We start from the raw sequence: 18448 nt of genomic DNA on the forward strand, positions 1-18448 counted from the left end.
ACCCGTTCCGGAACGGGTCGGCCGACCGCTCCGGACCCCGTCGGCCGGTCACCCCGGTCGGGCTGCCCGCTCGCTCCGGCCGGGTGCCGTCCCGGTGGTCGGCGACCACCGCGCGGCGCTCGGGGCCGGTGGGCATGCTCGGGTCCGTGACCGACGCCTCCGCCCTCCCGGCCGGCCTGACCCTCGAGCAGCGGGCCGCCCTCCTGTCCGGCCAGGACTTCTGGACCACGACCCCGCTGGAGGACGCCGGCCTGCCGTCGGTCGTGCTCACCGACGGCCCGCACGGCGTCCGCCGGCAGGTGGGCTCCTTCGACACGATCGGCATCCACCGCAACGTGCCGGCCACCTGCTTCCCGCCGGCGGTCGCGGTGGGGTCGAGCTGGGACCCGTCGATCGCCGAGCGGATCGGGACGGCGGTCGGCCGCGAGGCGCGGGCGCTCGGGGTGCACGTCGTCCTCGGGCCGGGGGTGAACATGAAGCGGTCCCCGCTGTGCGGCCGGAACTTCGAGTACTACGCCGAGGACCCCCTGCTGGCCGGGGTGCTCGGGGCGGCCCACGTGCGGGGCCAGCAGGGGGCGGGCGTCGGTGCGTCGGTCAAGCACTTCGCGGCGAACAACCAGGAGACCGGCCGGATGCAGGTCAGCGCCGACGTCGACGAGCGGACGCTGCGCGAGATCTACCTCCCGGCCTTCGAGCGGGTGGTCACCGAGGCGCGGCCGGCCACGGTCATGTGCGCCTACAACAAGGTCAACGGCGTGTACGCCTCGCAGCACCGGGAGCTGCTCACCGGGGTGCTCCGGGAGGAGTGGGGCTTCACGGGCGTGGTCGTCTCCGACTGGGGTGCCGTCGACGACCGCGTGGCCGCGCTCGCCGCCGGGCTGGACCTGCAGATGCCCGGCGACCGCGGCGCCGGCGACCGCCGGGTGGTCGAGGCGGTGCGGGCCGGGGGGCTCGACGAGTCCCTCGTCGACGCGAGCGGCACGCGGGTGGCCGCGCTGGCCCGGTTCGTCGGCGAGGCCACCGACGGGTTCGACGTCGATGCCCACCACGCGCTGGCCCGTGAGCTGGCCGCGCAGTGCGCGGTCCTGCTGCGCAACGAGCGCGGCACGCTCCCGCTCGCGCGGGAGGTGCGGGTCGCCGTGGTGGGGGAGTCCGCCCGGACCCCGCGGTTCCAGGGCGGTGGCAGCTCGAACGTCAACGCCACCCGGGTGGAGTCCGCCCTCGACGCCGTCCGCGCGCTGGCCGGCGTCGACGTGCCCTTCGCGCCCGGCTTCCCCGTCGACGGGTCGGAGGACGCCGCCGCGCTGCGGGACGAGGCGGTGGCGCTGGCCCGGGCCGGCGAGGTCACGGTCGTGTTCGCCGGGCTGGGGGAGGCCGAGGAGTCCGAGGGCTTCGACCGGGAGACCATCGACCTGCCCGCGGTGCAGGTGGAGCTGATCCGGGCCGTGGCCGCGGTGGCGCCCCGCACCGTCGTCGTCCTCTCGAACGGAGGCGTGGTGTCCCTGGAGGGCTGGCACGACGAGGTCGATGCCGTCCTGGAGGGCTTCCTGCTCGGGCAGGCCGGCGGCGGTGCGCTCGCCGACCTGCTCTACGGCGTCGCCAACCCCTCCGGCCACCTCGCCGAGACGATCCCGCTGCGCCTGTCCGACGTCCCGAGCTCCATGAACTTCCCCGGGGAGCAGGGGCACGTCCGCTACGGCGAGGGCGTCCTGGTCGGCTACCGCGGGTTCACCACGCTGGACCGGCCGGTGCGGTACGCCTTCGGGCACGGGCTGAGCTACACGACGTTCGCGACGTCCGACCTGCAGGTCCTCGCCACCGGCGACGACACCGCCCGGCTGTCGGTGACCGTGGCCAACACCGGCGACCGGGCCGGCAAGCACGTGGTGCAGGTCTACGTGGCGACGACGGCCGGCCCGGTCCGCCGTCCGGCCCGGGAACTGCGCGCGTTCACCCCCGTCGTCCTGGAGCCGGGCGAGCGACGCACGGTGACCCTCGACCTGGACCGGCGGGCCTTCGCGTACTGGGACGTGCGCGAGGGCGGCTGGGTCGTGGCGCCCGGTTCCTACACGGTGCAGGTCGGGGCCAGCGCGGTGGACGTCCTCGCGTCGGCGACGGTGACCCTGGCCGGGGACGACCTGCTCCCCGCCCTGACGCTGGACTCGGCGGTGGAGGAGTGGGTGAGCCACCCGGTGGTGGGCCCCGAGCTGGTGGAGGGGTTCGGCGAGTGGCTGCCCGACCTCCCCCCGCCCTCCACCGAGGCCGGGCTGGGGATGCTGCGGATGGTCGGGTCGATGCCGATGCGCCGCTTCGTCGCCGACCTGGGCGCCTCCGTCCCGGCCGACGAGCTGGACCGCATGGTGGTGCGTGCGGCGGCGGCGCGCGCCGGGCGGGTGGCCGGCGGGCGGGCGGCGCGGGTGGCCGGGCCGTGACCCGGTACGTCGCGCTGGGGAGCTCCTCCGCCTCCGGACCCGGCGTCGACCTCGTCGCGGTGACCGCCGGCGGCAACGACGTCGAGTACCTGCGCACCCCCTGGTCGGGCGTCGGCGGGCCCGGGCGGGTGTCGGGGGCCTGGGCTCAGCTCGGCAGCGGCGTGGGGGCGTAGGCCAGCAGCCGCCAGTGGTCCCCGTCGCGGGTCCACACGGCCAGTGCGAGGTTGTCGATCGTCTTCGGCACCCCGTCGACGTCGACGTCGGCGGTCATCCGCCCCACGACGATCGCGGCGTCCCCGCTCACCTCGACGCGCTCCACCGGGTGCTCGGCGCGGCGGTAGACGTAGTAGCGGTTGCGCAGCTTGGCCAGGTACTCGTCCTTGGTGTCCCGGACGCCGCTGGAGTGCGCGTAGCTGGCTCCGGGCGCGAGCAGCTCGTCCAGCGCGGTGAGGTCGCCGTCCACCATCGCCCGGTAGCGGCGGTCCTCCGCCGCGAGCACCGCGTGCACGTCGTCGTCCCGGCTCGTCATGGCCCCCATCCTGGCCGCAGGCGGCTAGCTTGCGCCGGGTGGACGGCGACCTCCGCGGACGGCCCCGGCCCGGCGGCGTGACCGACGCCGGGCGGGAACCGGTGTGGCTGCGCCGCGGCGTGCTGGTGGTCCTCGTCGCGGTGGCCGGCTACCAGGTCGTCCTGTGGGCCTTCACCAACCTCCGCGGCTTCCTGGGCCTGCTCTTCCTCGCGTGGCTCTTCTCGATCAGCGTCGAACCGCTGGTGGAGCGACTCGAACGCCTCGGGCTCCGGCGCGGCGCGGCGACCGGCCTGGTGCTGTTCGCCCTCGTCGCCGCGCTGGCCGGCTTCGTCGCCGCCTTCGGGAGCCTGCTGGTCGAGCAGCTCACCTCGCTGATCACGGCGCTGCCCGGCGTCGCCCGCGAGGTCGTCACCTGGGTCAACCGGACGTTCGACACCACGCTCGACCCCGCGGACGTCGTCTCCTCGCTCCAGCTGTCGTCGGCGCGGATCCAGCAGATCGTCGCCGACCTCACCCCGGGCGTGGTCGGCCTCGTCACTGCTCTGGTCGGACTGGTCTTCCAGCTGCTGACCTTCCTCCTCTTCGCCTTCTACATGTCCGCGGAGGGCCCGGCGCTGCGCGCCTCGGTGGCCCGGCGCTTCCCGCCCCGGCAGCAGCGCGTGGTCTCCACCGTCTGGGCCATCGCCGTGGACAAGACCGGCGGCTACGTCGTCTCGCGGCTGGTGCTGGCGGCGGTCAGCGCCGTGGTCACCGGCCTGTTCCTCCTCCTGCTCGGCGTTCCGTACTGGCTGCCGCTGGCGCTGTGGACCGGTGTCGTCTCGCAGTTCATCCCGACCATCGGCACGTACCTGGCGATCGGGGTCCCGGCGCTCATCGCGCTGTCCGGGCAGCCCGTCGACGCCCTCTGGGTGGTGGTGTTCGGGGTGGTCTACCAGCAGGTGGAGAACTACCTGCTGGCCCCGCGGATCACCGCCCGCACGGTGGCGATCCACCCCGCGGTGGCCTTCGGCGCGGTGATCGTCGGTGCCGCCCTGTTCGGCCCGATGGGCGCGCTGGTCTCCATCCCGGTCGTCGCCGCGGTCCAGGCCGTGGTGGAGACCTACGGCCACCGCTACGAGCTCGTCGGCCAGGACGACGTCCCGGCGCCCCCACCGGACCCCGACGGGTCCGCGCCGGCGTCCCGGTCGGAGACGGCGTGAGCGACGACGACGGGAGGACCCGCGAGCCCGCCGACGTGACCCGCCGGCCGCCGTCCCAGCCGGGGCGACGGCGGCCGGCGCGGCGGGCGGCTCAGCCCCCGGCCTTCTCCTTCTCGTAGCGCTCGGTCATCGTCGCCACCGCCTGCATCTGCTGGGCCGCGTAGTCCTCGCGCTTGCCGCCGGCGAACTCCTTCCAGTCCAGCGTCTGCTGGGCGTGGCTGATCTCGCCGCCCTGGAAGTGGGGCATGACGTGCTGGGCGATCAGCTCCCACGAGCGCTTCGTCGCCTGCGGGTTGGCCCACTCGTGGCCGAGCAGGAGCATGCAGCCGAACCCGCCGGACTGCTCCCACAGCCGCTGCACCTGGGCGCGGGCGTCCTCCACGGTGCCGATCGCGCCGATGCCCGCCTCGTTGATGAAGTCGATCATCTCCTTGGCGTCGCCGCCCTCGACGGCCATCTGCGGGAACGCCGCGGTCTTCTGGAAGTACCGGAACCAGGTCTCGATGCCGTACTGGACCTCGGCGTAGGCCTGCTCGCGCGTCTCGGCGATGTGCATGAGCCCGACCAGCCGCCAGTCCCGGCGCGACACCGTCTGGCCGAAGTGGGCGGCCCGCTCCTGGACGACGTTCCAGTGGTGGGCCAGCGCGTCGAAGCCCTCCTTGGTGAGCGTCGCGCCGATGGACAGCAGCCCGATGCCGTGCCGCCCGGCCATCCGCGGCCCGGTGGGCGAGGCCACGGCGGCGACGGCGACCTCGAAGTGCGGCTCGGTGTAGGGCCGCAGGTGCAGGCGGGCGTTGACCAGCTCGTGCGTGCGGGTCTTCTGGGTGACCGTCTCCCCACGCAGCAGGCGCATGATGATGTCGAGGTCGACCTCGAGCAGCTCGCGGGTCTCGGTCGGGTTGAGCCCCAGCATCATCGAGTCCGTGGGCAGCGAGCCGGGGCCGCAGCCCAGCATCGCCCGCCCACGGGTGAGGTGGTCGAGCAGCACCATGCGCTCGGCCACCCACAGCGGGTTGTGGTAGGCGATCGAGGTGACGCCGGTGCCGAGCTTGATGTGGCGGGTCCGCTCGGCGGCCGCGGCGATGAAGATCTCCGGCGAGGCGATGATCTCCGTGCCCGCCGAGTGGTGCTCGCCGATCCAGGCCTCGTCGTAGCCCAGCCGGTCCAGGTGCTCGACCAGCTCCAGGTCCCGTTGCAGGGCCAGGGTCGGGTTCTCCCCGGCGGGGTGGAACGGGGCGAGGAACGTGCCGAAACGCAGCCTGTCCATGGGTCCTCCTCGGTCGCGGGCGTCGGGACAGAAAGTAACGTGGGTCACGCCGTCCACGGGACCCTCGTGGACGGGCCGATCCGGTTCCGTCGGCGTACCGTTCCAGGACCACCGTTCGAGGGACGCCGATGGCCCTGCTGCGCCGGATCCAGGCAGCGCGCGGTGCGGCGGAGACGGCCGCCCGTCTCGCCGCTGCCGGCGCGGTGCTCGCTGCCGCCCCGGCGGTGGTCACCGCCGGGCTGCTCGCCGAGCCCGCCCGCGCCACGGCCCGGGTCGCCCGCGCCGCGGCGGGCGCCGCGGCCGGGGCCGGAGCCGCGGTCGCCGGCGGATCGCGGCACCTGGCGAAGGCGGCGGCGGTCTCCGGGACCCGGGCCGTGGGCACGCTGCTGACCGGCGCCGACCCGATCCCCGACGGGCGCCTGCACTCCCTCGTCGACGTCGCCAAGGGCATGGTGGAACCGCCGGCCCACCGGCACACCCGCCGCGTGTGGGCCGACCACGGGCACGTCCAGGTCGAGGTCGCCGCCCCGTCCGCCGAGGACCAGCCCGAGGTCCGCCGCGCGCTGCGCCGCCAGCTGGAGCGGCTGGAGGGCGTCCAGTGGGCGACGGTCAACGACGTCGTCGGGCGGGTCCTGGTCGCCGTCGACGACCGGCGGGTCCGGGTCGAGGACGTGGTCGGCGCGGTGACCGCGATCGAGCAGGCCCGCGGCGGGAAGCAGGTGTTCCCGCAGTCGGTCGAGCACCCCGCCGACCTCGAGCCGCTGCTGGCCGCCGTGGTGGCCGCCGCCGTCGACACCGCCGCGGTCGGCGTCGCCTACCTCGGCAAGGCGCTGCCGGTGCCGGCGCTGTCCCGGCACGCGACCCTCGCCATCGGCCTGCTGGACAGCCAGCGGTGGATCCGCTCCGGGCTGGAGGCGCGCATCGGCGTCATCGGCACCGACCTGCTGTTCAGCGGCACCAGCGCCCTGCTGCACGCGCTCACCCAGAGCCCCACCATCCCGGCGCTCAACGCCGTCGCGGCGCTGCAGCAGGCGGTGGAGATGCGCGCCCGGCGCCAGGTCTGGCAGCGCCGGGAGCCGGAGCTGTGCGGACCCGAGCCCGAGGACGACGGCGAGCCGCTGACCCCGCCGGGCCCGCGCCCGCAGCCGCTGCGGGCGGGCCCCGTCGAGACCTACCGCGCCCGCGTGGAGCAGGTCGCGCTCGCCGCGTCGCTCGCCCTGCTGCCGCTCACCGGCCGCCCCGGCCGCTCGGCGGACATGCTCAAGTCGCAGAACCCCAAGGCCGCGGGGCTGGGGCGGGAGTCCTTCGCCGCCACCCTGGACCTGCTGATGTGCCGGCGCGGGGTGCTGCCCATGGACGGCGCGGCGTACCGGCGGCTGGACCGGGTCGACACCGTCGTCGTCGACGGCGCCACCCTCTGCACCGGCCCGCCGGTGGTCATCGAGGCGCGGGCGACCGGCGAGGGCTGGGACGACGCCGGGGTGTGGACCACCGCCGTCCGGCTGCTGGGCGCCCGCGGGGACGGCCGGCGGGACGGCGACGGCCGGGCCGACGGGGACGGCGCGCTGCGGCTCGGACCGCCGCGCAGCGCGCCCGGCGCCGAGGGCGGGGAGGTGCGCAGCCTGCTCCAGGGCCGGCGCCGCGTCGGCGAGGTGACCGTCGCCCCGGAACCCGACCCGCACGCGGAGGCGCTGCTGGCCGCCGCCGGCGCGGCCGGCCACCGGCTGGTCCTGACCCCGCACGTCGGCACCCGGGACCTCGCCGGAGCCGCCGACGAGGTCGCCCCCGCCGACGAGGCGCTGGTGGAGACCGTGCGCCGGCTGCAGGCCGACGGGCGGGCGGTGCTGCTCGTGTCGGCCACCGAGGGCCCCGCGCTCATGGCCGCCGACGTCGCCGTCGCCCCCGTCCTCCCCGGCCGCGCACCCGCGTGGGGCGCGGACCTGGTGACCCCGCCCGGGCTGGTCCAGGCCTGCGCGATCGTGGACGCGACCGTCCCGGCCCGGGCGGTGAGCCGCCGCTCGGTGACCACCGCGGTCACCGGCAACGTGCTCGGGGGCCTGCTCGCCGCCGTGGGCAGCGAACGGTACGGGCAGGCCAAGGCGACCACGCCCGGGAAGACGGCGAGCACCGCCACGCTGGTCGACGGCGCGTGGAGCGCGCTGCGGGTCGCCCGTCGGCCCGAGCCGCCGCCGGCGGTGCACACCCCCTGGCACGCCCTCGACCCCGACGACGTGCTCGCCCGCGTGGCCGACCTCCCGCGGCCGGACGACGAGCGGCCCGGCCGGCTGGCCGCCGCCGCCCGCGTGGTGGCCGCGCTGCCCGTGGTCCGGGTGCCGGCCCGGTTCGCCCGCACGGTCGCCGCCGAGCTGGCCGACCCGCTCACCCCCGTCCTCGCCACGGGCGCGGCCGCGACCGCCGCCCTCGGGGAGAACACCGACGCGCTGCTCGTCGGCGGCGTCACGGTGATGAACGCGCTGGTCAGCGGGTTGCAGCGGCTCCGGGCGGAGGCCGCTCTGGAGGCGCTGCTGCTCGAGCAGGACGTCACCGTGCACCGCGAGACCGACGACGGCAGCGAGGACGTCCCCGGCGGGTCGTTGCGGGTCGGTGACGTCGTCCGCGTCGGTGCGGGGGACGTCGTGGCCGCCGACGCCCGGCTGCTGGAGGCCACCGACCTCGAGGTCGACGAGTCCAACCTGACCGGGGAGTCCGTGCCCGTGGCCAAGTCGGTCCCCGCCACACCGGGCGCCGACGTCGCCGACCGCACCTGCATGCTCTTCGACGGCACGACGGTGGTCGCCGGCAGCGGCCGCGCGGTGGTCGTCGCCGTCGGGTCGGCCACCCAGGCCGGGCGCGCCGCCCGCGCCGCCGGCGGGGCCGCGCCCCCGGCCGGCGTGCAGGCCCGGCTGGCCGAGCTCACCCGGGCGGTGCTGCCGCTGACCCTCGCGGGTGGGGCGGCGGTCACCGCGCTCGGGGTGCTCTGGCGGCGCCCGCTGCGGGAGGCCGTCGCCGCGGGCGTGGCCATCGCGGTGGCCGCGGTCCCCGAGGGGTTGCCGCTGGTCGCCACGGTGGCGCAGCAGGCCGCCGCCCGCCGGTTGTCCCGCCGGGGCGCCGTCGTCCGCAGCGCCCGGGTGCTGGAGGCGCTGGGCCGGGTGGACACCGTCTGCTTCGACAAGACCGGCACGCTGACCGAGAACCGGCTGCGGGTGGCCCGGCTGCTGCCGATGGACGACGGCGCGGGGGAGGACGACGTGCTGCGGCTGGCCGCGGCGAGCGTGGCCAACGGGGACGAGCAGGCGCACGAGACCGACCGCGCGGTGGTCGAGGCCGCCGCCGAGCGGGGGCTGGCCGGCGAGGGTGAGTGCGACGCGTGCGTGCCGTTCGCCGCCGAGCGCGGGTTCTCGGCCGGGGTGCGGGACGGGCGGCTGGTGGTCAAGGGCGCGCCGGAGGTGGTCGCCACCCGCTGCGCCGGGTCCCCGGACCTCCGGCAGGCGGTGCAGGAGCTGGCCGCCGACGGGCTGCGGGTGCTCGCCGTCGCCGACCGGGAGGTCGAGGGGGTGCCCGACGACCTCGACGCGGCCGCGCAGGACCTGCGGCTGCGCGGCCTGGTCGGGCTGGCCGACACGCTGCGGGGCTCGTCGGTGGCCGCCATCGAGCAGTTGCGGGCGGCCGGCGTCCGGGTGGTGCTGGCGACCGGCGACCACCCCGAGACCGCCGGGGCGATCGCCGCGCAGGCCGGCGTCCCCGGGGCCGACCGGGTGGTCACCGGGGCGCAGCTCGCCCGCGCCACCGACGCCGAGCGGGCCCGCATGGTCCGCGAGGGCACCGTCTTCGCCCGCCTCTCGCCGGAGCAGAAGGTGTCCCTGGTCGGCGCGCTCCGCCGGGCCGGCGCCACCCTCGCCATGACCGGGGACGGCGTGAACGACGCCGCCGCGATCCGGCTCGCCGACGTCGGGATCGGTGTCTCGGGTGCGGAGTCCCCGGCCGCCCGCGCGGCCGCGGACCTCGTCCTGACCGACCTGGACCTCACCCGGCTGGTGGACGCCATCGGCGAGGGCCGGGCCATGTGGCTGCGGGTGCGCGACGCGGTGTCGGTCCTGGTCGGCGGCAACGCCGGCGAGGTCACCTTCACCGTGCTCGGCACCGCGTTCGGCGGGCGGGCGCCGCTGGGCACCCGCCAGCTGCTCCTGGTCAACCTGCTCACCGACATGTTCCCGGCGCTGGCGGTCGCCGTCGCCGCCCCGCGGGCCGCCGTCCTCGAGCAGTCCGACGGGCCGCTGGCCGGGCACCCGCTGGAGGCGGTGCTGCGCGCCGGGCCGCAGCGCGGCTTCTCCGCGGCGGTGCGCCAGATGGTGCTGGTACGGGGCGCGGCGACCGCGGCCGGGGCCACCGGTGCGTGGGCCGCGGGGCGGCTGACCGGACCGGCCGGCCGGGCCGGGACGATGGGGCTGGCCGCGCTCATCACCACCCAGCTCGGCCAGACCGCGTGGGCCGGACGGCGCAGCCCGCTGGTGCTGGCCACCGCCGCGGGCTCGCTCGCCGTCCTGGTCGCCGTCGTCTCCACCCCCGGTGTCAGCCGGTTCTTCGGCTGCACCCCGCTGGACCCGCTGTCCTGGCTGGTCGTGCTCGGCTGGGCCGCCGCCGGCACCGCCGGCGCGGAGGTCGTGCCCGTCCTGGTGCGGCGCTACCGGAGCCGCTCCGCCGGATGACGCCCGCCACGGTCGGGCGCGCGGGGCCCGACGCCTCCTCGGGAGCAGGCGCGATGCGCCACCCCGGAGACGACGGACGGGCGCAGCCGCGGCCCGCGCCGGGGACCCCGTCGTCGTCTCCGGCGCCGGCGGGGTCGGCATGACCGCCGTCCCGGGCGCGGCCCACACGGGGGCCGAGGACCTCGTCGTGGTCGACCCGGTGGCGTCCGAGCCGGAGGACCGACCGGGGCCACCCGGGCCTCGACGACGGGGAGGTCGTCCCCGGGGTCGTCCCGCACGACGGCCTACCTCCGCCCGCCCGGGGGCGGGCCCGGCGTCGCCGCCGTGACGGTCCGCGAGCTGGTGGTCCTCGGCACCGCCAGCCAGGCGCCGACCCGCGAGCGCAACCACAACGGCTACCTGCTGCGCTGGGACGGCGAGGGCCTGCTGTTCGACCCCGGCGAGGGCACCCAGCGGCAGCTGCTGCTGGCCGGTGTCCCCAGCAGTGCGATCACCCGGATCTGCCTGACCCACTTCCACGGCGACCACTGCCTGGGGCTGCCCGGCGTCGTCCAGCGGATGAGCCTGGACCGGGTGCCGCACCCGGTGCCGGCGCACTTCCCGGCGTCGGGCGGGGAGTACTTCGAACGGCTGCGCGCCGCGTCGGTGTTCCACGACGTCCTCGACCTGCGGGCGGAGCCGGTGGTCACCGACGGGCCGGTCGCGTCGGGGCCGGCGTGGACGCTGGAGGCCCGTCGCCTCGACCACCCGGTCGAGGCCTTCGGCTACCGGCTGGTCGAGCCCGACGGCCGGCGGATGCTGCCCGACGCGCTGGCCACCGCGGGGGTGGCCGGGCCGGACGTCGGGCGGCTGCAGCGGGAAGGGGCCCTCGACGTCGGCGGGCGGACCGTGCGGCTGGCCGACGTCAGCGCGCCCCGGCCGGGCCAGCGGTTCGCCTTCGTCATGGACACCCGCCTGTGCGACGCCGTCTCCGCGCTCGCCGAGGGGGTGGACCTGCTGGTCGTTGAGGCGACGTTCCTCGACGAGGACGCCGCGCTGGCCGACGCGTACGGCCACCTCACCGCCCGGCAGGCGGCGACGGTCGCGGCCGAGTGCGGCGTCCGGAGGCTGGTGCTCACCCACTTCTCCCAGCGCTACCGCGATCCGGAGCGGTTCCGGGAGGAGGCCGCCGCGGCCTTCGACGGCGACCTGGTGGTCGCCGCCGACCTGCAGACGGTGCCCGTGCCGCGGCGGCCGGACGGTCAGCGGACCGGGCCGCTGCCGTAGTCGCCGAAGGGCGCCACCGGAGCGGCGGCGACCGGCACCTCCGTGACCGCCCGGCCCCCGGCGTCCAGGGTGCGCACCGTGTCGGCCCCCTCGGGCAGCGGGACGACGGCGCTGCCGCCGGCCAGCGCGAGGGTGGTCAGCACCGCGCCCCGGTCGTCGAGGACGGCGGCACCGGCCGCGTCCGGGGGAGCGGTCACCACCAGCCAGCGGCCGGCGTCCGAGGGCTCGGTCTCCGGCGCGGAGAAGTCGCACACCCGGGCGACCACCAGGCCGGCGACCGGCGCGGTGCCCGGCGGGGTGTGCACCCCGCAGGGCACCGCCCGCCCGCCGCCACCGGGGCCCACCTGCCCGGCCCACGTCGTCACGACCAGCCCGCCGCCCGGGCTGCGGGCGACCACGACCGCCACGGACCCCGGCACCCCGTCCAGCGGCAGCGCGCCCGACCACAGCAGCTCCGGCAGCAGGTCCGCCGGCTCCACCCCGAGCGGGACGGCCACCTCGGTGAGCGCCTCGGCGACCACCCGGGGTGCCGGCGGGACGGCGACGGGGCGCAGCGGCGCCGGTGTCGGCACGTCCGGGACGGGAGCGCGTACCGCGAGGTCCAGCCCGGGCGCGGCGCGGTCGACGACGGCGCCGTCGCGGAGCACCCGGGTGCTGGCCCCGCTGCCGCCGGACGTCGTCCGCACCTGGGTGACCGCCACGCCGTCGGGCGCGGGCACCGGCTCGTACACCCGGCCCACCGTGCCCCGCGGGCCCACCTGCAACCGGGAGGAGACCTCGACCACGTCGCCCGGGGCCGCGACGACCACCAGCGTCGCGGTGTCCGGGCCACCGATCAGCAGCGACGCCGGGCGGTGCGGGCCCAGGGGCCGGCGGGGGACGTGCAGCTGCAGCTGCGCCGGTCCGGCGCCGACCGGGCCGGTCAGCCAGACGCCGCGCACGTCCTCGTCCACCGTGCCGGTCACCAGCACGACCCGGCCGGCGGGGGTGTCGGTGGCGAGCGCGACGGTGCGCTCGGCCACCGGCGCGGCGGCCACCGGGCCCCAGCCGGCCCGCCGGACGGCGTCGAGGAAGGCGTGGTCACCGGCCAGGGAGCCGCGCGTCGGCCCGGTGAGGACGTCCACCTCCAGGGCCTGCTCCACCGGAGGGGGCGCCGGGACGTCGCCGGGCAGCGCGAGCGGCACCGCGAGCGCCGCGGCGGCGAGCACCGCGACGCCGGCGCCCGCCCGCCACCGGCGCGTGCGCCGCACCCGGCGGCGGACGTCGGCCACGGCCGCGGCGGTGTCCAGCCGCCAGGCGGGTGGGGCGGGCGGCGGCGCGTCGAGGGACGCGAGGACCTGCCCGCGGCCGGCGGTGTCGGCCACGGCCGCCGCGGCCGTCGCGGCCGGGTCGTCCCGGCCCCAGCGCAGCCGGACCCGGGTCAGCGCGACCTGGACGGCGTCCTCGGCGCGCCGGGCGTCACCGGTCAGCCGCAACGCGTCGGCCAGCAGCGCCGCCCGGTGCGCGGCGACGAACCGGTCGAACGCCGCCTCCTCGTCCTCGCGCACGACTCCCAGTCTGGCCGCGCTACGCCGCCCGCGGGGACCGGGGCGGGCGGGAAGGCGGCCCGGAGGCCGGCCGCCCGGCGTCCAGGGTCGGGACGAGAGTGCGCAGCCAGGCGGCCGGGCCGTCGCCGGCCCGGCCGCGACCGGCGCCACGACCGCACCGTGCGGGGACTGCGGTGACTCGGCCGGTCACGGTGCGCGACGCCGCGCGTCCCACCGCCCGTCTCGTCCGGACCGGGCGGATCCGCGCATCTCGGGGGCCCCTAGCGTTCGCGTCGGTCGTTCCGCCGCGAGGAGGCTCCCATGAGGTCGTTGCGCACAGCCGCCGTGGGCGCCGCCGCGTTCGCACTGGTCGCCGCGCCCGCCGCCGTCGCGCAGGCGGGCACCGACGCCGCGACCGGGGGGCGGCGGGGTCGAGACCCCCACCGGCCCCCGGCTTCGACCCGGCCACCGTGGGCGAGGTCGTGCGCATCGACGGGGACGACCGCAGCACCGCCCAGGTGACCATGCCGACCGGCCTGGTGGTCTCCGACGGGGAGCTGTACGGCTCCGCCTGGAGCGTCGCGGCGTTCCTGGGGCTGGACCGGCCCGGTGAGGTGGTCCGCATCGGCGCGGGCGCCTTCGAGTCCGCCGGGTGACGGCACCCCACCGCGCGCGGGGGACGTCGGCCGCCCGGCCGGCGTCTCCCGTCGCGTGCCGGGGCGGCCCGGCCCGGGGCGCCGGGCCCGCGGCGGCGGGCGGGCCGACCGGCCGCGGCCAGGCCGCGCCGGTGCCGGCCAAGCCGTTGCCCGACGTGGTGGGCGACGACCTCGACGTGCTGTTCTGCGGCATCAACCCGTCACTGGTGTCGGCCGCCCGCGGGCACCACTTCGCCCGGCCCGGCAACCGGTTCTGGCCGGCGCTGCACCTGGCCGGGCTGACCCCGCGGCGGCTGGCGCCCGAGGAGGACCGCGAGCTCCTGCGGTACGGCCTGGGCGTGACCAACCTCGTGGACCGGCCCACGCGGGCGGCGGCGGAGCTGACCCCCGACGAGCTGCGGGAGGGCGCGGTGGCGCTGGCCGAGCTCGTCGCCCGGCACCGGCCGCGGGTGCTCGCCGTCCTGGGCATCACCGCCTGGCGGCAGGCGTTCGGCCGGCCGCGGGCGGTCGCCGGACGGCAGGAGGAGCGGCTGGGCGGAGCGGTGACCTGGGTGGTGCCCAATCCCAGCGGGCTCAACGCCCACCACCAGCTGCCCGACCTGGCACGCATCTACCGGCAGCTGCGGCCGCCGTCCTCCGGCTGAGCCGGGTCAGCGCCGCGTGGCCAGCGAGCGCAACTCGTGCACGGACTCCCGCGTCGGCGCTGAGGCGAGGACCTGGGCGAAGGCGCGCTCCTCGCGCAGCCGGGTGCGGATCCGGCGGCGCTCGGCGAGGCGGGTGCGCAGACGGGACATGGCGGGTTCCTCTGGTCAGGCGCCGGCGGGTGCCGGCACGCGGGGGAGCGGAGCGGCGACCGCGTAGACGCCGTCCGCGGGGGTGAGGGTGGCTCCGGGCAGGAGCCGCCGGACGAGGCCGACGACGCGGTCGTTGTCGGCCTGGACGTCGGCGGTGACGGTGCGGACCCCGCGGCGTCCGGCGAGGTCCAGCAGCTCGCGCAGCAGCTGCCGGCCGACGCCGGCGCCCTGCCACCCGTCCTCGACGACGACGGCGACCTCGGCGGTGGCCGGGTCGGCGGCGGCACGGTCGTACCGGGCGACGCCGACGACCTCGTCGCCGACGACGGCGACCAGCGCCTCGCGCAGGTCGTGGTCGACCGCCACCAGGTGGGGGAGGGCGTCGGACGGCGGCCGGTGCAGCGGGGCGTGGAAGCGGCGGTACACGGTGTCCCGGGACAGCCGGCTCCACAGCCGGCAGAACCGCGGACCGTCGTCGGTCCGGACCGGGCGGGTCGCGAGGGGGATGTCCATGCCGCCTCCTGGGTTCGTGAAGCGAACTCTGCTCCTCACGAATCAGTTCGTCAAGTGAACCCAGTTCGGTACGATCGTGGGGTGAGCGAAGCCCTCTGGGACCGGTCCCGCTGCTCGGTCGCCGGCACGCTGGCCGTGGTGGGGGAGAAGTGGAGCCTGCTGGTGCTGCGCGAGGCGTTCCTCGGCGTCCGCCGGTTCGCCGACTTCCAGCGGGTGCTGGGCGCGCCCAGGGCGGTCCTGACCGACCGGCTGGCCACGCTCGTGGCGCAGGGCGTGCTGCGGCGGGTGCCGTACCAGGCCGAGGGGGAGCGGCAGCGCCACGAGTACCGGCTCACCCGGAAGGGCGTCGACCTCTACCCGGCGCTGGTCGCGCTCATGGAGTGGGGCGACCGGTACCTGGCCGGGGACGACGCGGCCCCGCTGGAGCTGCGGCACCGCGACTGCGGCGAGCCGGTGCACCTGGCCCTGGTCTGCGACGCCGGGCACGAGCTCGCCGGCGCCCGCGAGGTCCGGCCCGTGCCGCGGGTGCCCGCCGGCTGACCTCGCCACAGCTGCCCGACACCACCGTCGGCCCGGTGCTCGTGGCCGGCCGGAGCGGCGGCCCCCGTTCCGCCCTCAGTCGACGCCGAGGGCCCGGAGGCCGGCGGTGACCGCTGCCGCCGCCACGACGGCGACCACGACGTGGGCCCGCCGCCACAGCAGGAGGCCGGCCACCGCGACTCCGGCGGTGTCGGCGCCGACGCGCAGCTCGGTGCCGTCGGCGAGCGCCGAGGTGACGACGAGCGCGGCCAGCAGGGCCGAGGACAGCAGCACGACGACCCGGACGGCGGCCGGGGGCAGTTCCCGGTCCCCGGTCGCTGCGGGGCCCACGCCGCGGGTGAGCGCGGTGGTGACCACGCAGAGGCCGACCAGGACCCACCAGGTGGCCGCGCTCACCGCGGCGCCCGGAGGCCGACGAGAGCCGCGGCACCGGCCACGAGCACGGGCAGGCCGGGCGGGGCGACCGGCACCAGCGCCAGCGCGGCGGCCGCGCCGGCCACCGCGACCCCCAGCCGCAGCCGGTCGCGGACCTCGGCGACGAGGAGGGCGAGGAAGAAGGCCGGGAAGACGGCGTCCAGGCCGAGCGCGCGGGTGTCCAGTGCCGGGACGACGACGCCGACGGCGGTGCCCAGGACCCAGAGCACGTACTGGATGCCGGAGTGGCCGAACAGGTACTCGCGGTCGTAGCGGCCGTCGCCGCGGGCGGCCATCGCCCACGACGCGTCGACGGTGGCCTGCCCCTCCAGCGCCCGCCGCAGCCGGCTGCCGCGCAGCGAGGGTCCGAGGGCGAAGCCCATGGGCAGGAAGCGCGAGCTGACCAGGGCGGCCGCCCCGACCGCGGCGCCCACACCGCCGCCGGTGGCGACGATGCCGAGCGCGGCGAACTGGCCCGAGCCGGAGTAGACCAGCGTCGACATGACGATCGCGGCGGCGGTGGGCATGCCGGCGTCGGTGGCCACCACGCCGAAGGAGACCGCGAGGACGAAGGCCGCTCCGCCGTAGGGTGCGCCCTCCCGGACCCCCTCGCGCCAGCCCCTGTGCGGTTCCGTGCCGTCGTCCACGCGCCCTCCCTGTCCCGTCGTCCGCCCTCCCCTTGCCCGGACGGAGGCGGTGGGACGACCCTGCCAGGAGCCGCGGCGGAAGGGGGCCGGAGATGGCTGTCGAGACGGTGACCTGCTGCATCGCCGGGGGCGGTCCGGCGGGGATGGTGCTCGGGCTGCTGCTGGCCCGCCAGGGCGTCGACGTCCTGGTGCTGGAGAAGCACGGCGACTTCCTGCGCGACTTCCGCGGGGACACCGTGCACCCCTCGACGCTGCGCCTGCTCGACGAGCTCGGCCTGGCCGGGCAGTTCCTGGAGCTCCCGCACCAGGAGGTGACCCGGCTCGGGGTGACCACCGACGACGGCACGTTCGTCCTGGCCGACTTCGGCCGGCTGCCCGGCCGGTTCCCGTTCCTCGCCCTGGTGCCGCAGTGGGACCTGCTGGACTTCCTCGCCGACCGCGCCCGCGAGCAGCCGACGTTCGCCCTGCGCATGCAGGCCGAGGTGACCGGCCTGCTCACCGCGGACGGCGGGGTGCGCGGCGTCCGGTACCGCACCCCCGACGGGGAGGAGCACGAGGTCCGCGCGACGCTGACCGTGGCCGCCGACGGCCGGAACTCCCGGGTCCGCGAGTCGGCCGGCCTGCGGCTGCGCGAGTTCGGCGCCCCCATGGACGTGCTGTGGACCCGGTTGCCGAAGCTGCCCGGCGACGGCGGGCCGGAGTTCGGCGGGGCGGGCCGGGTCACCCGTGGCCGGCTGCTGATCCTGCTGGACCGCGGCGACTACTGGCAGTCGGCGTACCTGGTGCGCAAGGGCGGCTACGCCGGCCTGCAGGCGGCCGGGTTCGAGGCCTTCCGCGCCGACCTGGCCACGTTGCTGCCCGCCATGCCGGCGGCCGTGGCCGCGCTGCGGGGGTGGGACGACGTCCGGGTGCTCACCGTGCGGGTGGACCGGCTGCGGCGCTGGCACCGGCCCGGGCTGCTGCTGGTCGGGGACGCCGCGCACGCGATGTCCCCGATCGGCGGCGTCGGCATCAACCTCGCCGTCCAGGACGCCGCCGCGTCCGCCCGGCTGCTCGCCGGACCGCTGCTGCGCGGGAGCGTCCGGCCGCGGGAGCTCGCGCGGGTCCGGCTGCGGCGGCTGCTGCCCACCGTCGTCACCCAGTTCGTGCAGCGGCAGATCCAGACCCGCTTCCTCAGCCGGGTGCTGGCCGCGGACCGCCCGGTGGGCACGCCCCGCCTGCTGCGGGTGCTCGCCCGGCACCCGGTGCTGCAGGGGCTCCCGGCCCGGCTGATCGGGATCGGGGTCCTCCCCGAGCACGCGCCTGCCGCGGCCCGCGCCCCGTCGGCGGCCGGCGCGCCGAGCACCTGACCGCCACGCACAGGAGATCGAGGAGGCCCTCATGCGGCGCACGGTCACCGGCCTGCTGGCCTGGTTCGCCTTCTTCGGCCTGTCGCTCGGGGCGTGGCAGGTGCTCGCCCCGGCGTCCTTCTACCGCGACTTCCCGGGCTTCGGCCGGCACTGGGTCGACGTGGACGGCCCCTACAACGAGCACCTGCTCCGCGACGTCGGGCAGGGCAACCTCGGTCTGGGCGTGGTGGCCCTGGTCGCGCTGCTGACCGGCGGGGTGTGGCTGGCCCGCGCCACCGGTCTGGCGGCCGTCGTGGCCAACCTGCCGCACCACCTCTACCACCAGCAGCACGTCTCCGTGCTCGAGACGACCAGCGACGAGGTCCTCCAGACGCTCACCCTGAGCCTGGTGTCGCTGGCCGCGGTGGCCCTCGCCGTCCTGGCCTTCCGGCTGCCCGTCGAGCCCGGGACCGCCGGCGTCCGGGGCGCGACGGCGGGCCGGGGGACCGTGGGCGCCGACGGTCGGCAGGCCCGGTCCGGGAGGTGACCCCCGACCGCGGCGGGTGCGATCAGACCGGGGGCGGTTGCTCCGGCGGGGGCGCCGTCGGGTCGGTGGGACCCGGCTGCGGCA

At 77.5% G+C, this 18448-nt stretch carries 17 protein-coding genes; 10 read left to right on the forward strand and 7 right to left on the reverse strand.

Features of this window, described 5'->3' with window-relative positions; genetic code table 11:
* Window positions 1–146: 146 nt before the first annotated feature.
* Window positions 147–2432, forward strand: a complete 2286-nt coding sequence (locus ACI78V_RS21385) for a glycoside hydrolase family 3 C-terminal domain-containing protein (RefSeq protein WP_456854446.1) — start codon at window positions 147–149, stop codon at window positions 2430–2432.
* Window positions 2429–2605, forward strand: coding sequence for a hypothetical protein (locus tag ACI78V_RS21390; protein WP_456854449.1), 177 nt, complete (start codon window positions 2429–2431; stop codon window positions 2603–2605). The genes ACI78V_RS21385 and ACI78V_RS21390 overlap by 4 nt, the downstream gene beginning before the upstream one ends.
* Here the strand turns inward: ACI78V_RS21390 and ACI78V_RS21395 are convergent.
* Window positions 2578–2961 (reverse strand): nuclear transport factor 2 family protein, encoded by a 384-nt coding sequence (locus ACI78V_RS21395; protein ID WP_456854453.1) that lies wholly within the window; start codon window positions 2959–2961, stop codon window positions 2578–2580. The genes ACI78V_RS21390 and ACI78V_RS21395 overlap by 28 nt on opposite strands.
* 38 nt (window positions 2962–2999) lie before the next feature.
* Between ACI78V_RS21395 and ACI78V_RS21400 the strand changes: the two genes are divergently transcribed.
* Window positions 3000–4160 carry an AI-2E family transporter gene (locus ACI78V_RS21400; protein WP_456854458.1) on the forward strand — a complete coding sequence of 387 codons (1161 nt, stop codon included), beginning with the start codon at window positions 3000–3002 and terminating at the stop codon, window positions 4158–4160.
* Window positions 4161–4251: 91 nt separating this feature from the next.
* Here the strand turns inward: ACI78V_RS21400 and ACI78V_RS21405 are convergent, their stop codons facing one another.
* Entirely contained in the window at window positions 4252–5427 is a 1176-nt protein-coding gene (locus ACI78V_RS21405; RefSeq protein WP_456854461.1) for an LLM class flavin-dependent oxidoreductase, read from the reverse strand.
* A gap of 128 nt (window positions 5428–5555) precedes the next feature.
* Between ACI78V_RS21405 and ACI78V_RS21410 the strand changes: the two genes are divergently transcribed.
* On the forward strand, window positions 5556–10133 hold the full coding sequence (locus tag ACI78V_RS21410; protein WP_456854463.1) for a cation-translocating P-type ATPase: 4578 nt from the start codon (window positions 5556–5558) through the stop codon (window positions 10131–10133).
* Window positions 10134–10457: 324 nt separating this feature from the next.
* On the forward strand, window positions 10458–11399 hold the full coding sequence (locus ACI78V_RS21415; RefSeq protein ID WP_456854465.1) for a ribonuclease Z: 942 nt from the start codon (window positions 10458–10460) through the stop codon (window positions 11397–11399).
* On the opposite strand, the gene ACI78V_RS21420 is transcribed toward ACI78V_RS21415, so the two are convergent.
* Window positions 11375–12946, reverse strand: coding sequence for a hypothetical protein (locus tag ACI78V_RS21420; protein ID WP_456854472.1), 1572 nt, complete (start codon window positions 12944–12946; stop codon window positions 11375–11377). The genes ACI78V_RS21415 and ACI78V_RS21420 overlap by 25 nt on opposite strands.
* A gap of 449 nt (window positions 12947–13395) precedes the next feature.
* Here ACI78V_RS21420 and ACI78V_RS21425 point away from each other — a divergent pair, with 449 nt between their 5' ends.
* Window positions 13396–13581 carry a hypothetical protein gene (locus ACI78V_RS21425; RefSeq protein ID WP_456854473.1) on the forward strand — a complete coding sequence of 62 codons (186 nt, stop codon included), beginning with the start codon at window positions 13396–13398 and terminating at the stop codon, window positions 13579–13581.
* 131 nt (window positions 13582–13712) lie between these two features.
* Window positions 13713–14225 (forward strand): G/U mismatch-specific DNA glycosylase, encoded by a 513-nt coding sequence (gene mug / locus ACI78V_RS21430; RefSeq protein ID WP_456854475.1) that lies wholly within the window; start codon window positions 13713–13715, stop codon window positions 14223–14225.
* Window positions 14226–14231: 6 nt separating this feature from the next.
* Here mug and ACI78V_RS21435 read toward each other — a convergent pair whose 3' ends face one another.
* Entirely contained in the window at window positions 14232–14375 is a 144-nt protein-coding gene (locus ACI78V_RS21435) for a hypothetical protein (RefSeq protein WP_456854477.1), read from the reverse strand.
* Between the two features lie 15 nt (window positions 14376–14390).
* Window positions 14391–14888, reverse strand: coding sequence for an N-acetyltransferase family protein (locus ACI78V_RS21440; protein ID WP_456854479.1), 498 nt, complete (start codon window positions 14886–14888; stop codon window positions 14391–14393).
* An 81-nt stretch (window positions 14889–14969) separates the two neighbouring features.
* Here ACI78V_RS21440 and ACI78V_RS21445 point away from each other — a divergent pair, with 81 nt between their 5' ends.
* Window positions 14970–15428, forward strand: a complete 459-nt coding sequence (locus tag ACI78V_RS21445) for a winged helix-turn-helix transcriptional regulator (RefSeq protein WP_456854481.1) — start codon at window positions 14970–14972, stop codon at window positions 15426–15428.
* Between the two features lie 75 nt (window positions 15429–15503).
* On the opposite strand, the gene ACI78V_RS21450 is transcribed toward ACI78V_RS21445, so the two are convergent.
* Together ACI78V_RS21450 and ACI78V_RS21455 are read right to left on the reverse strand one after the other, a co-directional pair.
* Window positions 15504–15824, reverse strand: coding sequence for an AzlD domain-containing protein (locus ACI78V_RS21450; RefSeq protein ID WP_456854483.1), 321 nt, complete (start codon window positions 15822–15824; stop codon window positions 15504–15506).
* Entirely contained in the window at window positions 15821–16489 is a 669-nt protein-coding gene (locus ACI78V_RS21455) for an AzlC family ABC transporter permease (protein ID WP_456854485.1), read from the reverse strand. Before ACI78V_RS21455 ends, ACI78V_RS21450 begins: the two co-directional genes overlap by 4 nt.
* A 92-nt stretch (window positions 16490–16581) precedes the next feature.
* Here ACI78V_RS21455 and ACI78V_RS21460 point away from each other — a divergent pair, with 92 nt between their 5' ends.
* On the forward strand, window positions 16582–17838 hold the full coding sequence (locus ACI78V_RS21460; RefSeq protein WP_456854487.1) for an FAD-dependent oxidoreductase: 1257 nt from the start codon (window positions 16582–16584) through the stop codon (window positions 17836–17838).
* A 31-nt stretch (window positions 17839–17869) separates the two neighbouring features.
* Window positions 17870–18364: a hypothetical protein gene (locus ACI78V_RS21465; RefSeq protein WP_456854489.1), complete on the forward strand. Its 495-nt coding sequence runs from the start codon at window positions 17870–17872 to the stop codon at window positions 18362–18364.
* Window positions 18365–18448 lie beyond the last annotated feature (84 nt).

The organism is Geodermatophilus sp. SYSU D00742 (assembly GCF_054049935.1).